The organism is Oricola sp. (assembly GCF_965230365.1).
In the GTDB taxonomy this organism is placed as follows: Bacteria; Pseudomonadota; Alphaproteobacteria; order Rhizobiales; family Rhizobiaceae; genus Oricola.
This window is the reverse complement of the sequence record NZ_OZ246003.1, coordinates 1,399,999-1,414,031: the sequence shown is the minus strand read 5'-3', so window position 1 is coordinate 1,414,031 and position 14,033 is coordinate 1,399,999. Positions and strand designations below refer to the sequence as shown.

The window sequence follows — 14,033 nt, the reverse complement described above, 5'->3', positions numbered from 1 at the left end:
CCCGCGGTCCACTCGCCTAGCTGCAGAACCGGCGATTGCTCCTGCGCTCTCTCAAATCGAAATGGAAGTGATCGCGATGGTCGCGGTCATAACCCGGCCCGAGCACCGTGTTGAAGTGGCCACAGGCCTTGCCGCGCGCCGAGTTCAGCAAGCTCCGCGCCCGGAACGCGAACAGCCCCTGCCGTCGGACGTCGATGACATGGCCGTTCTTCAGCTTGATGGCGCCGATATCGATGGCATTGCCGGTCGAATGCGACGACCAGCGCGTCGTGCCCCTGATGCGCCGGCACGAATAGGACGATGTCTGGCGTATCTCGGCGATGCCGGTCAGGTAGCGCGTGCGCGCCGCCGGCGCGAGATCGCCCTGCACCCAGCGCGCCATTTCTTCGGCCATGTCGCATGTCAGCGTCGCCTTGGGCGTCAGCTTCACGCCGCGCGCCAGCGCTGCCACTTCCACGGGGTGGTCGATCCCGCATGTGGCGGTTTCGCGGATCGGCGGCAGATCGCGAAACGACACGCCCAGCCTTTTCAGACGCTTGCGGCATCGCTGTTCGGCAGGCGGAAGTGGATCGCGCTCGCCGAAGCCCGGAAGGGGCATGCCGGGCAGTCCGAAGGACGGCGCGATGGCCGAGGTCTGCGTGCGGTCTGGAAACGGCACGGCGATGTCCTGCAGTCCGCAAGAGGTCAGCAATAGGCTGGAGATCAATAGTGCGGCGCAGCCGGCCGCATGGCTTGCCTGCATCGGTCCATTCCATCCGTTGGGGGATCGTCGATCCCGGGTCCCGCGGGAAGGATAGGCTCACAAGGTAAACCGGGCCTTGGAAAACGCCGTTAATGGCGGGTTAACGCGGCTGCGGCCTATTCGGCCAGCAGCGCGTATTCGTCGGCGATTTCCAGCGTCGCCATTGCGTTGACCGTCAGGGTCAACTGCACAGCGTTCGCGCCGAGCTTGGCGAAACGCGCCGGCACATAAACCGCATCATGCAACACGCCGTCGCCAGCCGGCTCGAGCAGCAATTCGTCGAGCGTACCGTCCTCGTCGATATAGGCGTCGGTTACATAGCCGAGATAAACGCCTTCTTCGCTGACGACCGACATGCCGAGCCACGCATCGTTCGACTCGTGCTCACCCTCGAAGTCGAACTCCGGCTGCGGTGCGAAATCCTCGCGCAGCATCATGCCGAAACGCTCCGGCATCGGGTCGGAATAGGCCGTCATGTAAGCGATGCGGTCGGTGGTGCGATCGGCGTTCAGGTCGAAGGCCTGTGCGGCGGGGGACGCGGCGATTGACAGGCCGGCAAGAAGCGAAATGGCAGCAATTACAGCACCGAAAGCGGTGCGTTTTGCGGAAGCCGGCATCGTGGTCTTCGTGTTGCTTGTCATGGTCTTGTCCTCTGCCCTGGCAGCGCCCCGGAGCTTTCCGCGCGCCTTTGAACAGAAGATAGGATGCCGGCCGGCCCGCCGATGTGCACTTCCGCACACATCGTTGTCACAGTTGCGTTAGAGCGTTTCCTGGTCGGGTTTTTCGCTCTAGCCGGTTGCCTGGTTTCTTTGGCCGCACTTGCCGGGCAGCACGTCCAGACCGCTATGCGTCAGGATGAATATGGCCAGTTCGTCCTCCCGGATCGGCTTGCCAAGAAGAAAGCCCTGGCTGTAGGTGCAGCCCACAGCATCGACCATCGCCAGTTGCTCGGCCGTCTCAACCCCTTCGGCGGTTGTCCGCAGGTTCAGCTTGCGGCCCAGTATGGCGATCGTTTCCAGTACATCGCCCGCCGAAGCGCTGTTGGTCGCGGTGCTCACGAACGAGCGGTCGATCTTCAGCTTGTCGAAGGGGAAACGAAGCAGATAGAGCAAACTCGAGTAACCCGTCCCGAAATCGTCGAGCGAGATCGTCACGCCAAGCGACTTGATTTCGCTCATGCAGCGCAGAATCTCTTCGGGATTGTCGGCAAACACCTGCTCGGTGATCTCGATCTCCAGCCGTTTTCCGTCCAGGCCGGTCTGTTTCAGCGTATCGCGCACCGCCGTCACGATACCGTCCTTGTGAAACTGCGGCACTGAGACATTAACGGCGACGGACAGGTGTGGCGGCCACCCGGCGGCCACCCGGCAGGCCTCGCTGAGCACCCAGTTGCCCAGTTCGCCGATGATGCCGATCCGCTCGGCGGACGGAATGAAGCGCGCCGGATCCACATCGCCGAGTGTCGGATGCTTCCAGCGCAGAAGGGCTTCGAAACCGGCCAGCGTGCATTCGCTGGTTCTAAAAAACGGCTGGAAGTTCAGGCTGAATTGCTCGCGCTCGATCGCCCTGTGCAACTCATCTTCCAGATGAAGTTGTTCGCGCACGACGGCATCGAGTTGCTTGTCGAAGAGGACGACCTTGCCCTTCCCGGTTTGCTTGGCACGGTAGAGCGCGATGTCGGCCGCGCGCATGAGCGCGGCGGTGGTAACACCGTGGATTCCGACTTCGGCGATACCGATCGAAACGCCGACGCTACAGCTGTTGCTGTCGATGGCAAACGGCCGCTGGATTTCGTCGATCAGGCACTTCGCCAGCGCTTCCGTCTTGCACAGCCGGTCGTCGGCCTTCACCAGGACGGCAAATTCGTCACCACCGATGCGCGCTGTAATGTCATCGTCTCCGGCGCAGTCGCGAATACGGCCGGCGACCTGTTGAAGCAGCGCATCCCCGACCGCATGCCCGAACATGTCATTGACCGCCTTGAAACCGTCAAGATCGAGATAAAGGACCACGTAACGCGAGCGCCCGCTGCGAAAGTCGCGGATCGCCAGTTCGAGGTTTTCCTGAAATGAAACCCGGTTGGTCAGGCCGGTCAACGGGTCGAAATGGGCCAGAAAATGGACCCTGCGTTCAGCCTGTTTCTCCTCTGTGACATCGGAGATTACACCACGGTAGCCACAGAACAGGTGTTGATCGCAATACTGCGGTTTTCCATTGATCCGAAACCAGTGTTTTGCACCGTCCTTGCCGGTCACCGAGACCATGTAGTCGCGGATGATCCGCCGCTTCTGGAACATCATGTTGAGTTTGCTCAAGCCGGTGATCTCGGCAGCAGCACTCTTGGGGTGGCGCACTGCATTGATCATGATGGCTCGCGCCATGGCTTCCGGCCTGAGCCGGCAGGCCGCGGCCAGTTCATCCAAACCGCGCCTGACTGCGATATCGCCGTCGACTTCCCAGACCCAGTCGCGTCCGCCTTGCTCATATTCCTTGAGCATGATGTCGATCGTGGCCGCCTGCTCGCGCAGCCTGGTTCTTGTCAGGAACGAACCGGCGAATGCCCGCCCGTTGGTGTTGACCGACTGGACCAGCAACAGCCCGAAGCCGATGGCGACCGGAATGGCGACAATCGACTCGAGAGTCCGGTTGAGCAGCAACACGACACCGCAGATGGCGACAGACACCACGACGTAGGTCTTGGCCGCTATGGGAACCGACGCCAGCGTCATGGCGGCGGCACCGATCATGGAACTGACGACGAGCACGATCAGCAAGCTCAAATGAAAGTCTTGAATGCCCAATGTCATGACCGGCAAGACCGACCAGAGGACCGCATAGACACAGGTCATGCGAATGAGGCGCGACAGAGTATCGAGACCGGTAGACTCGGCATCCGGCTTGCGATTCCTGTTTCCCGCATTGTGCAGGCTGTGAATCGAGTAGATGCCAACGGCGACGAACCAAGCCAGGATCGTGCCGCCCTGTCCGTGAGCCAGGAAGCTGATCGTCACGGCCAGGCTGCACACCAAACCGAAGAAGATCAACAAAGGGGCGACCGAGCACAGCCGGTTCTGCTGTACAGCTCGAAGTCGGCCCATCGTTTCCTCGCCGATATCGAGATCATGCAAATGCGCGCGTTCCAGCGCGGCAAGCCTGCGTGCTACAAATCCCATTTTGCCCTTCGAGGCGAAATCACTTAATCAAAACGGGCTGGCTTGTAACGCAGAGGCAATAACAAAGACCTAACGTGACGTCCGCTGCGGCAGTCAGTGCGCCGAAGGCGAAGTCCCGGCGCCTGCCTCGAACAATGCCCGCGTCGCCTCGTCGGCGGGAAACAGCATCTCGATACGAAGATCGGCAAGCGCGATATCCTCCGCCGAACCGAACTGCGCGAACACAGAAAACACTGAATAACGCTGTCCGCCGATTATGTAGCGAGCCGGCAGCACGGCAGGCAGCGGCGCATGGTCCTTGCGATCTGCAATCTCCGGATCGCCGGCAAGTATGGCAATCGCCGCATCGAGAATGGCATCGCCGCCCAGATGCGCGCTTTCGGTACGCAGCCGCGCCAGCATGTGCAGTGCGACCTCGCCCCAGTTTTCGATCATCGCCGCGCCGCGCCCCGGCTCGGTCATTGCATCCAGCAGGCTTTCGTCGGGGCCAATTCCAAGGCCGCCCGTCACGAGCGCGCCGGACTGGTTCGCGCCGGCAAGCCGCCAGTGGCGGTCGAGCAGAAACGCCGGATAGGGATCATGACGCGACACGATCCGCTCAATGGCAGCAGTCACCGGCGCCATCTCCCTGTCCTGCATCGACCCCGACGCATAGGCGGCGCTGAAACCCGCCGCGTTGAGCAACTGGTTGCGCGCAGCGCGCGGAATGTCCAGCGTTTCGGCCAATTGCAGCACCATTCCCCGGCTCGGTCGCGACCGCCCGGTCTCCAGAAACGAGATGTGCCGCGCCGACACATTGGCCGCCAGGCCGAGATCGAGCTGGCTCATCCGGCGCGCGCCACGCCATTCCTTCAGCACATCGCCAAACGCCGTATCCATGCTGCCCTCCATCGGCTGCCGCACATTCGCCCGAAACACGGCCATCCACACTTACCTGCAAGGTAATTGTATTGCGCATGTGGGCGGCAACAATGCACCCATCATCGGAGAAAGGAGATAACTCATGTCGGAAAATGCGGCCGTCACCTGGTTGAAATACGCGTCCGGGTTCATCATCGCGACCGGCATCCTGGTCGCGATGGCCTCCCATCCCGCGGCATCCTGGCCCGCCCGGGTGCTGGCGGATGTGATCTTCTGGCCCGTCGACGGCGCACAGGAGATTGCCGCACGCGAGACGCGCCTGCTGGCCGCGATCGGTGGCGGCGTCATGGCCGGCTGGGGCGCCATGATGTGGCTGACGGCAACGCGCGTCTATCCAAAGGACCCGCAACTCGCCCGTTTGCTGATCGCGGAAGGCGCGCTGATCTGGTTCGCTGTCGACAGCATTGGATCGGTCGCCGCCGGTGCCCCGCTGAATGTCATCGGCAATCTCGGCTTCCTCGCCTTGATCCTGGCGCCGCTGGCGCAGCGGGCGCGCATCAGCGCCGCGTAAGCGGCCGGAACACCTATACATTCCGACCGAATCTCGAACACCCGCCCTTGCGAAAGACGAGTCGCACGGCGGGTCTCCGGCCGTGCGCCCTTCACAAAAGCCGCTCCGGCCACAACTTCCGCTAGAAACTCACCGACAGCCGGCCGCCGCCGGTCGTAGAGATGTAATCGGACCTGGCAAGTCCGCTGACCGTGCCCGAAAACGACAAGCTCACCGCCTCCGATATCGCCAGATCGATGCCGGCGGTCACGCTGGCGTCGAAGTCGCTTGTATCCGGCGCCATCGAACTGGTCGCCGTTGTCGAGCGTTCGAAGATCCACTCGCCTTCGGCCTCAAGGCTCGGTTCCACGCTCACGCCGTTATCCATGACATGCGTGTAGGCGGCCTTCGCACCAAACGACACCGAACCGGTCCGCGTCGTCGATGCCGCATTGAATGTCGCAAAGGAATCCGTATAGGCGTCGTCCCGCTCCTGGCTATAGCTGATGCCGACGCTCGGCGCGAACTGCCAGTCGCCGGAGAAATGATAGCTCGTGACTGCCAGATTGCCGGTCCATTCGCGCGAGTCATAGGCAGCCGTCACGACCCCCGACCCAGCTTCGTTGTCGGTCCAGATATGCAGCACCGAACCGGTCATGATCACCGTGTCAGTCAGGAAGACCGCGCCATAGCCGCCAGCGCCGAGGCCACGCGTCGACGAACTGCCCGGCACGAACACATTGTCGATATCGTTGCCGCTGTGAACACCGAGCACGCCGAGGATCAACCGTTCGCCGAAGGATCGGTCGGCGCCGGCAGTTACGATGAACTGGGTGCCATCATAGGCGCGCAGCGGAGCATTGTCCTCCAGCCGGCCGCCGCTGGCCTCCAGCCACAGATTGACGCCAATCGGCTCCGGCGAAGTGTCCTCCGCCGGAACCTGCCCACCCTCGCCGTAAAACAATGGGGCGATGTCCTGCCCATCCGGGTCCATGCGCCGGTGCAGCAGCTCCGCGCTGCGATTGCGCATGATCCGGCGCAGTTCGCGGGCCCGCTCCAGCGCGAGCTGCGGTTTGATCACCGCCTGGATTTCGTTGAATTCCTGTGCCGAGGCCGCTTGCAAGCCACACGCCAACAGCGCGCCCGCCGCGAGCGCCACGATCGATCGGAGCATTGCGTATCGGAGCATTGCCTGTCGGACCATCAAGCCATCCGCCTGCTGCAAACCGGACTTCGAGTGTACGGGCTTGCCACGGTATTCGCCAGCAACGCCGACGAATAAACCGCGCGCGTGATCTTTGCGCAACAAGAAGCCCCGCCGGGCCCGGCGGGGCGTTACTGCTCATACGGACAGGATCAGCACTCGGAGTGGAAGCACAGGTCCTGCATGTTGGTGGCAGGCCCGGTGGTGCGCTCCTCGATATAGGTCGACAACACATCGTGCTGCGTGAGGATCGGTGTTCCGCTCATCATGGTACCTTCGGTGGCATGGTCGGGCGCGGCCGGCAGCACCTGGTTGGGGCTCTGGTCGGTCAGGTCCTTCAGCGTCACGCCCTTGGGCTTGCCGCCCTTCAGGATGCAGTCCATCGACTGGCAGCCGCCGGGGCCGGTGTAGTCGGGATTGACCAGCCGTGTCGGGGCTTCGGGATCGGTTTGCCACATGCGATGGTAGGGCTGCTGTGTCCGCGGACCTCTGTGGTTCCACCGGTAACCGCCGGTCTCATCGAACATGACCACGCCGTGGCTGAAGGGTGTCCTTCGGGATTCGACGATGAAGCCATCTTCATACACTGTGCGTCTCCCTAGTGCTTCGGTGCCATCTGTCCGGTAGGTCACCGAACTCTCGGCAGTGGCGACTTCGTGGCCGTTGCGGGCAGGCGCCTGCGGATCGGAATCGATCTTTGTCACGGTCACGGTGCCATCCGCCCTGGCCACCTTGAGATGCAGGACGCTGCCCTCGACGTAAGTCGTGGTGGTGCCCGCGATACCCGCCATGCCCGCGGCGATTGTTCCCGGCGTCACGGCCCAGGGATTGGCCGGCGTCTCGCGCGAATGCGAATTCTGCGGCCCGCCGATCGAACCGGCGCCGGCGATGTCGTCGCCGAAGGTCCAGCCGGCGCGCTCCACCTGCGGTGCGCCCAGAAGGTCGCGGTTCGACGGAATCTCGCGGTCCAGATCCGGCATGGCGAGACCGAATTCCGGTGTCGCGCCGGCGCGCATGTCGCCGAGACGTGCGGCCTCGCCGGCCTCGCGGGCGGCCTGTGCGGCATTCGCCGCACGCGCGGCATCGGCGATGGCGCGGGCATGCGCCTCGATATCGGGTCGGGCGGTCGGGATCACGGCGACGAAATCGGCGCGCGCGATCTGGTGGCGCGGTCGCTGGTCCTGCGGGCTCGACCGGTTCGCCTGCTGTTGCGGCTTGGCCCGTGCGGCGGCCGGCGCGTTCGCGACAACGGCCTGCCGCTTCGGCTTGACCTTGATTTGCGGCTTGACTTTCACCTTCACGCGCACCCGCGGTGACGGGATGTCGACGTCCGGCGAAACGGAAACCTGCGGTTTGGGCTTGAACTTGATGCCCCCCGCATCGGCGGTGTCTGTCAGGGGCAGCGCGATCGCGGCGGCGATGGCGGCAAATGCGACTGGACGGATGCTCATGGCGGTTCTCCTTCGCTTTCGCTTCAGGATGCCCCGCCGGGCCCCGGCAATCTGTGCACACGCGCACAGGATGGATTCAGCGTTTCAACGCCTCGGCGAGCAGGTCGAAAACCACGCGGATGCGCCGGCTGGTGTTGAGTTCGCGATGCGTCACCAGCCAGATCGGCACCGGTATCGGCGCCAGCTGCGGCAGGATCGGCTCCACATCCGGGATTGCCGCCGCCAGATCGCGGATCATCACGCCGATACCGAGTCCGTGGCGGACCATCTCCGTCGCCGCCACGCCATTGTCGGTCGACAGCCGGAAGTTCTCGCGCCTAAGCCGCAGGCCCATTTGCTCGAAGGCAGCGATCAGCCTGCCGGTGTCCTCGACCCCGATGAACTCCTTGTCGGCGACATCCTCAGGCGTCTGGGGCCGGCCATGCCGCGCAATCCAGCCCTGCGAGACATAGAGCACCGCCTCGGTCTCGCGCACCAACCGGCCGATCAGGTCGGGCTGGTCAGGCCGCACATGCCGGATCGCGATATCCGCCTCGCGCCGCCTGAGATCCCGCACTGCGTTGGAGACCATCAGATCAATCTCGATCTCCGGCGCCTGCGCGCGGATTTCCGCCAGCACCGGCGGCAGCACATAGGCCGCCATGCCGTCGCTTGCCGTTATCCGCACCTGTCCGCCGATTGCTTGCGCCCGGCCCGACGCGGTCAGCGCCAAAAGGTTCGCCGCCTCGCCCATCTGGCGCGCATGCTCCAGCAGGTCGAGCCCCGTTTCGGTGATCTCCAGCCGATTGCCGACGCGCTCGAACAGCGTTACGCCGAGTCGCGCTTCCAGTGCCGCCACCTGTCGCGACAATGTCGGCTGCGTCAGTCCTAGCATCCGCGCCGCCGCTGACAGCGACCCGGCCTCGGCCGCCGCCAGAAAGCCGCGCGCCTGGTTCCAGTCGAACTCTTCCATACATATTCGTATAGCATGACTTCGAATTTCGGCAATTTCCGTCTCGTTTTCGCATGGATAAGTACGCGGCAACGAAACGGGAGCGCCTTTGCCCCGCCTGCCCGATATGCAAACCTGAAAGGACAACCGCCGTGACCGCCGCCTTGGAAACCGCCATGCCCACCGCCAGTTTCAAAGCCAGTTTCTGGGATCGTCTCGCCCGCAAATACGCCGCCCAGCCCATCGCTGACGCGGCCGCCTACGAAAAGACGCTTCAACGCACCCGCGCCTGGCTGAAACCGGAAGACACCGTACTGGAACTGGGCTGCGGCACCGGCTCGACGGCGATCTTGCATGCGCCGCATGTTCACCACATAACCGGCTCCGACATCTCGCCGGAGATGATTACCATCGCCAATGAGAAGCTTGACACAGGTGGTCCGGCGAATGCGGATTTCATCGCGGCCACGCCCGACGATACGCGCTTTCAGGCAGGCGCCTATGATGTCGTGCTGACGTTCAATTTCCTGCATCTGGTCGAAGACCTGCCGGCAACGCTTCAACGCATCCACACGCTTTTGAAGCCCGGCGGATTGTTGATCGCCAAGACGCCCTGCGTTGGCGACATGGGCATCATGCCGCGTCTGGCGGTCCCCGTCATGCGCGCGTTCGGCCGCGCGCCCTTCGTCAACTTCTTCTCCAAGGATCGCTTCGCCGCCGCCGTCGCCGAGGCTGGCTTCACGGTCGAGGAAAGCGGGCTGCACGCCGCAACCGGTCACAGCCTGTTTGTTGTGGGGCAAAGGGGGTAATGCTGACAGGCAATTGACTAAAGGGAACGCTAGGGCTTTCATGACCATCGGCCATGAAAACCGTGTTCTATCAAAAGCCTGACAGCGGATACGACGATGTTAAAGGGGTGCGATATCACTTCCCAAGACAGTACCTATCGCGTGTCGAAAATGCGCTTGATGACTTGGTTGTGTATTACGGCCCGCTAACTGGGAAAAAGGGCCCTCACTATTCCGGCGTCGCCGAAGTCCGGGGCATCCGCAAAGATCCCAATGCAGCAGATCACTTCTATGCAGACTTGGCTAACTACATCGATTTCGACACCGATGTTTACTACCGCCAAGATGGCGGCTTCGAGAGGTCACTGGTCTTGCCATCCGGGGCGGTCAGCGGCGGTAGGGCGGTGCAGGCGGTACGAAACATCTCTGATGCAGAATTCGCAGCGATAGTTCAAGCCGGGCTCTCTGCACCCGAAGAATGGCCGGACCGCGATGAGTCGGATCCGGCCGATGGCACAATCGAAAGCGGGCTTGATGAAAACCCGCAGGCCGCGTTCGAACGCCCGACCACAACACAGATCATGAATCGCAAGTGGCGCGATCGTAAATTTCGTCGAAACGTCCTGACGGCCTATGATCGGACTTGTGCGTTTACCGGCCTCAGGCTGATCAACGGTATGGGACGCCCCGAAGTTGAAGCTGCGCATATCCGGCCAGTCGAAAAGGGCGGTAATGACTCCGTCAGAAATGGAATAGCGCTATCGGCAACGGTCCATTGGATGTTTGATCGCGGCTTGCTGTCGATTGGCGATGATTTCTCGATCCTCCGTTCTCGCCACCTCAACCACGATGTCTCGCACATTCTAAGGGTCGACATGAAAGCGGAAGTGCCATCCGACCACCGCTTCCAGCCTCACCCCGAATACCTGCACTGGCACCGACGGTGCATCTTCAAGCAATAGCCCCCACATTGCCGCTCCCGCGCACCGCACCTATATCCGGGTCTGAACCGGGCGGACCGGTCCGCCCCTCCGGAGATGCGCCATGCACATTCTCGGCATTCTTGCCGTCGCGCTTTTGCTTGCAGCCGTCTTCGGCCCGCAGCTCTGGGTGCAGCATGTGCTGCGCCGCCACGGCGACGACCGGCCCGATTTTCCCGGCACCGGCGGCGAGATGGCCGAGCACCTGATCGAGCTGCACGGGCTCGACGGCGTCAAGCTGGAGACCACCGAGGCCGGCGATCACTACGATCCGCAAAGCCGCACGGTGCGTCTGTCGCAGCAGAACTATGCCGGCCGCAGCCTCACCGCCGTCGCCGTTGCCGCCCATGAGGTCGGCCATGCGCTGCAGGATTTGCGCGGCGAACGCGGGTTGAAGCTGCGCCAGTCGCTCGCCAGCGTGGCCGCCGTCACCGACCGCATCGCCGCAGTGTTCTTCGTCGCCGCGCCGGTGCTGATGGTTATCGCCCGCTCGCCCCTCGCCCTGCTGGGCCTGATCGGCATCGGCGTCGCGCTCTTGGCGATCCGCGTCGTCGTCCACCTCGTCACCCTGCCGGTCGAGTTCGACGCCAGTTTCGGCAAGGCGCTGCCGATCCTGAAAGCCGGCGAATACCTTTCGGACGAAGACATGGCCGGCGCCCGCTCGGTGCTGCGGGCCGCCGCGCTCACCTATGTCGCCGGCGCGCTGATGAGCCTGCTCAACCTCGCCCGCTGGATCCGCATCCTGCGTTAGATGCCTGACGCCACCGCTACTTGCGCAGCCTTGTGATCAGGTCGGCAATGGTGCCGACGGTCGGTTTATGCAGCCATTTGTCGATTTTGCCGAGCCCGCCCCAACCAGCGAGAATACCGGCAAGCGGCGTCAGGATGCCCTGCACATTGTCCGTGGTCACAGCTCCGTCGGTGCCGGGTATGTTCGACAACACCGTGATGAAAGGCGCCAACTGCGGCAGGAAAGCCGAGACAATAAGCCCGGTCACGCCCAGCGCCGTCTTGCGGCCGTTAAGCAACCGGCCGATCGGCGCACCGAGCGCCCGGTTGATCGGCGTCAACCCGTCCGCCGGCTTGATCACGCCGGCCTTTTCCAGTTGCGTGATGATCTCCGTCAGGCGCGCAAGCGTGTCCGCGTCGTCCGCCGAACCGCCGAACATGTCCTTCAGCCGGTCGGCCGGCGTAGGCTGGGGGGGTGTCGCCGAAGCGCCTGAAACCGTCTCGATCAGTTCTCGCAGCAGATCCGCCAACTCGCTCTCGCGCTCTTCGACATCGGGCCCGGCAGTGCCCCCACCTCGCCAGTCCGGCCAGGATCGCCCCCCAACGCCATGCGGCAGGTCCGGTTCGGACAACTCCAGCGCCCGCAGAAAGGTTTTTGCATAGCCGGCGATCAGGCCCGCCTTGTCCTGTACATTGACCGTTCGCCGCGCCCCGACGAAATCCTGCCGCGTCTCGTTGACGTAATGCGCTAGTCCGTGCCCCTTCCCGTTGAAGTCGCCGTCCATCATTCCGTTGACAAGGACCTGAATGGCGACACCGGTCTTCAGCGCATCCTCGGGATTGCGCACCAGGTCGATTCCCAGCTTGCGGCTTTGGGCTTCGTAGTTGCTCAGCCAGGTCAGTTGCACAAAGCCGCGCCCGTAATAAACATGGCCGTGCGGGCCGGCCGGCCAGCAATACCAATCCGAACCCTTGTGGCCGTAGTGTTTCTGGACGTAGGCCCGCGCGCTCGCATCGGTCTTTTTGAACCCCTCGCGCACCGGACGCATGTTGGAACCGACTTCGTGGCGCACCGTCGCCAGCACATAGGCGAGTTGGTTCAGCGGATTGTCGGGATAGGTCTCCAGCCAGTAGCCGACGATCTTGTTCATGTTGTCGACCGCGGACTGCGTCAAGCCGCCGCCGAACAGCGGGCCGCGGACCGTATCGAAAAACACTTTCGGCAATGCCATATCATACCCTCCGGTATCGTCTTGCGCGTCGGGCGCATCCTCCGCATCGTAACCGGTGTCGGGTTCCGGTGGATCGACCGCGTGCGCATCCCACCCCTTGACGGTCGGCCAGTCGATCCCGGTGCCGATCTGGTCCGGGGTCACCTCGATCTGGAAATGCATCGCATCTTTCAGGCTGCGCCAGTCGCCGCCCCAGCCGAACACCTGGTTGCCGCCATTGGTCCGGATCGCCAGCGCCGCGTCGACCATCGCCCGCGTCATGTCGGTGTCGGCCTTGCCGAGCTTGACGTCCTGCGCCCGGTCACCCTGCGTCACGCCATCGGAGAAACGTGGCTTTCGGGTGCCGGCATGGTCGAGATACGGGTTCGTCTTCCAGTTGACGTCCAGCGCGATACCGTAGGAATGCAGGCTGCGGGCACCGCCGGCCTTCGTGTCCCGGCAGTTGTAGCTGTCGGTATCCTCGACGCGGGTGTGATAGCCGAATGCCGCGAGGACGCATTCAAGTGCTTTCCAAGCATCGACGGTTTCTGGTGCAACGTAAATGATGTCAGCACCAAAATCGATCCGGCGCATCTTCTCGCGCTGGCATTCATAGGCCGCCCAGGCGTTTCGCATTTCTTCGGAGATACTCGACACACATGCCTCCCAATGCCGCATGAACTATGCGTTTATCGAGCAATAAAAGCAAGATAAGGCACTTCGCTCACATGGCTGGGCAGAAACACGACGTAAACCGATAGGCAAAACTTCACGTAGTCTTGGCCGCGCTTCAGCGACATCCGCCGGCTGGATTTGACTGCCACTGCGGCTGGACTGCACGATGCGCCGAGCCGAACACCACCGGAACACCGAGATGAAATTCCTTTACCTGCTGCGCCACGCCAAGTCCTCATGGGACGATCCGGCGCTCGATGATTTCGACCGGCCGCTGGCGAAACGCGGGCGCAACGCGGCGCCACTGATCGGCCAGTTGATGGCGGAGCATGGCTGGGTGCCGGATCTTGCCCTTGTCTCGCCGGCGCTGCGGACCCGCGAGACCTGGGCGATCGTCGCCGAACAGTTCGACGTGGCCGTCGAAATGCATCTCGAAAGATCGCTCTACATGACCGATCCCGACGCCATCCTGACCCTGCTGCGTGGTCTTGAAGACTTGCCCGATGCGGTCGTGGTGGTCGGCCACAATCCGGGCATGGAGGAATGCGCGGCGCTGCTGGCCGGGCCGGGGTCCGATCCCGTCGCCCGCGCCCGCATGGAAGAAAAATTCCCGACCGCCGCGCTCGCCCGCTTCGAACTGTCCACCGGCCCGGCCGCACTTCGGCCCGGCAGCGCGGCCCTGACCGATTTCATGCGACCGCGCGACATCGCTGAGCCCCCGCCCTCCTGACACCCCCC

General features: G+C 63.2%; 13 protein-coding genes. 5 read left to right on the top strand and 8 right to left on the bottom strand.

What is annotated here, in order from left to right; translation table 11 throughout:
- Window positions 1-16: 16 nt before the first annotated feature.
- The 4 genes from ACO06R_RS06830 to ACO06R_RS06815 form a co-directional block, all read right to left on the bottom strand.
- Entirely contained in the window at window positions 17-742 is a 726-nt protein-coding gene (locus ACO06R_RS06830) for an extensin family protein (RefSeq protein WP_421857659.1), read from the bottom strand.
- A 116-nt stretch (window positions 743-858) separates the two neighbouring features.
- Entirely contained in the window at window positions 859-1,383 is a 525-nt protein-coding gene (locus ACO06R_RS06825) for a PRC-barrel domain-containing protein (RefSeq protein WP_421857657.1), read from the bottom strand.
- A gap of 147 nt (window positions 1,384-1,530) precedes the next feature.
- A complete protein-coding gene (locus ACO06R_RS06820; RefSeq protein WP_421857654.1) occupies window positions 1,531-3,915 on the bottom strand; it encodes a putative bifunctional diguanylate cyclase/phosphodiesterase in 2,385 nt (794 codons plus the stop codon).
- 93 nt (window positions 3,916-4,008) lie between these two features.
- Window positions 4,009-4,839, bottom strand: a complete 831-nt coding sequence (locus tag ACO06R_RS06815) for a helix-turn-helix domain-containing protein (protein ID WP_421857651.1) — start codon at window positions 4,837-4,839, stop codon at window positions 4,009-4,011.
- A 79-nt stretch (window positions 4,840-4,918) separates the two neighbouring features.
- Here ACO06R_RS06815 and ACO06R_RS06810 point away from each other — a divergent pair, with 79 nt between their 5' ends.
- A complete protein-coding gene (locus tag ACO06R_RS06810; protein WP_421857649.1) occupies window positions 4,919-5,347 on the top strand; it encodes a hypothetical protein in 429 nt (142 codons plus the stop codon).
- Between the two features lie 121 nt (window positions 5,348-5,468).
- Here ACO06R_RS06810 and ACO06R_RS06805 read toward each other — a convergent pair whose 3' ends face one another.
- From ACO06R_RS06805 to ACO06R_RS06795, 3 genes are all read right to left on the bottom strand, one after another.
- Entirely contained in the window at window positions 5,469-6,500 is a 1,032-nt protein-coding gene (locus ACO06R_RS06805; RefSeq protein ID WP_421857647.1) for an autotransporter outer membrane beta-barrel domain-containing protein, read from the bottom strand.
- A gap of 182 nt (window positions 6,501-6,682) precedes the next feature.
- Window positions 6,683-7,981, bottom strand: a complete 1,299-nt coding sequence (locus ACO06R_RS06800) for a hypothetical protein (RefSeq protein ID WP_421857645.1) — start codon at window positions 7,979-7,981, stop codon at window positions 6,683-6,685.
- Between the two features lie 76 nt (window positions 7,982-8,057).
- Window positions 8,058-8,933 (bottom strand): LysR family transcriptional regulator, encoded by an 876-nt coding sequence (locus ACO06R_RS06795; RefSeq protein ID WP_421857642.1) that lies wholly within the window; start codon window positions 8,931-8,933, stop codon window positions 8,058-8,060.
- 155 nt (window positions 8,934-9,088) lie between these two features.
- On the opposite strand from ACO06R_RS06795, the gene ACO06R_RS06790 reads away from it, so the two are divergent.
- The 3 genes from ACO06R_RS06790 to ACO06R_RS06780 all read left to right on the top strand — a co-directional run bounded on the left by ACO06R_RS06790 (window position 9,089) and on the right by ACO06R_RS06780 (window position 11,431).
- Window positions 9,089-9,721 carry a class I SAM-dependent methyltransferase gene (locus ACO06R_RS06790; protein ID WP_421857640.1) on the top strand — a complete coding sequence of 211 codons (633 nt, stop codon included), beginning with the start codon at window positions 9,089-9,091 and terminating at the stop codon, window positions 9,719-9,721.
- A gap of 53 nt (window positions 9,722-9,774) precedes the next feature.
- Window positions 9,775-10,662: an HNH endonuclease gene (locus ACO06R_RS06785; RefSeq protein ID WP_421857637.1), complete on the top strand. Its 888-nt coding sequence runs from the start codon at window positions 9,775-9,777 to the stop codon at window positions 10,660-10,662.
- An 82-nt stretch (window positions 10,663-10,744) separates the two neighbouring features.
- Window positions 10,745-11,431: a zinc metallopeptidase gene (locus tag ACO06R_RS06780; RefSeq protein WP_421857634.1), complete on the top strand. Its 687-nt coding sequence runs from the start codon at window positions 10,745-10,747 to the stop codon at window positions 11,429-11,431.
- 16 nt (window positions 11,432-11,447) lie between these two features.
- Here the strand turns inward: ACO06R_RS06780 and ACO06R_RS06775 are convergent, their stop codons facing one another.
- Window positions 11,448-13,277: a M15 family metallopeptidase gene (locus tag ACO06R_RS06775; protein WP_421857631.1), complete on the bottom strand. Its 1,830-nt coding sequence runs from the start codon at window positions 13,275-13,277 to the stop codon at window positions 11,448-11,450.
- A 217-nt stretch (window positions 13,278-13,494) separates the two neighbouring features.
- Between ACO06R_RS06775 and ACO06R_RS06770 the strand changes: the two genes are divergently transcribed.
- Entirely contained in the window at window positions 13,495-14,025 is a 531-nt protein-coding gene (locus tag ACO06R_RS06770) for a SixA phosphatase family protein (RefSeq protein WP_421857628.1), read from the top strand.
- The last annotated feature ends 8 nt before the right edge of the window (window positions 14,026-14,033 follow it).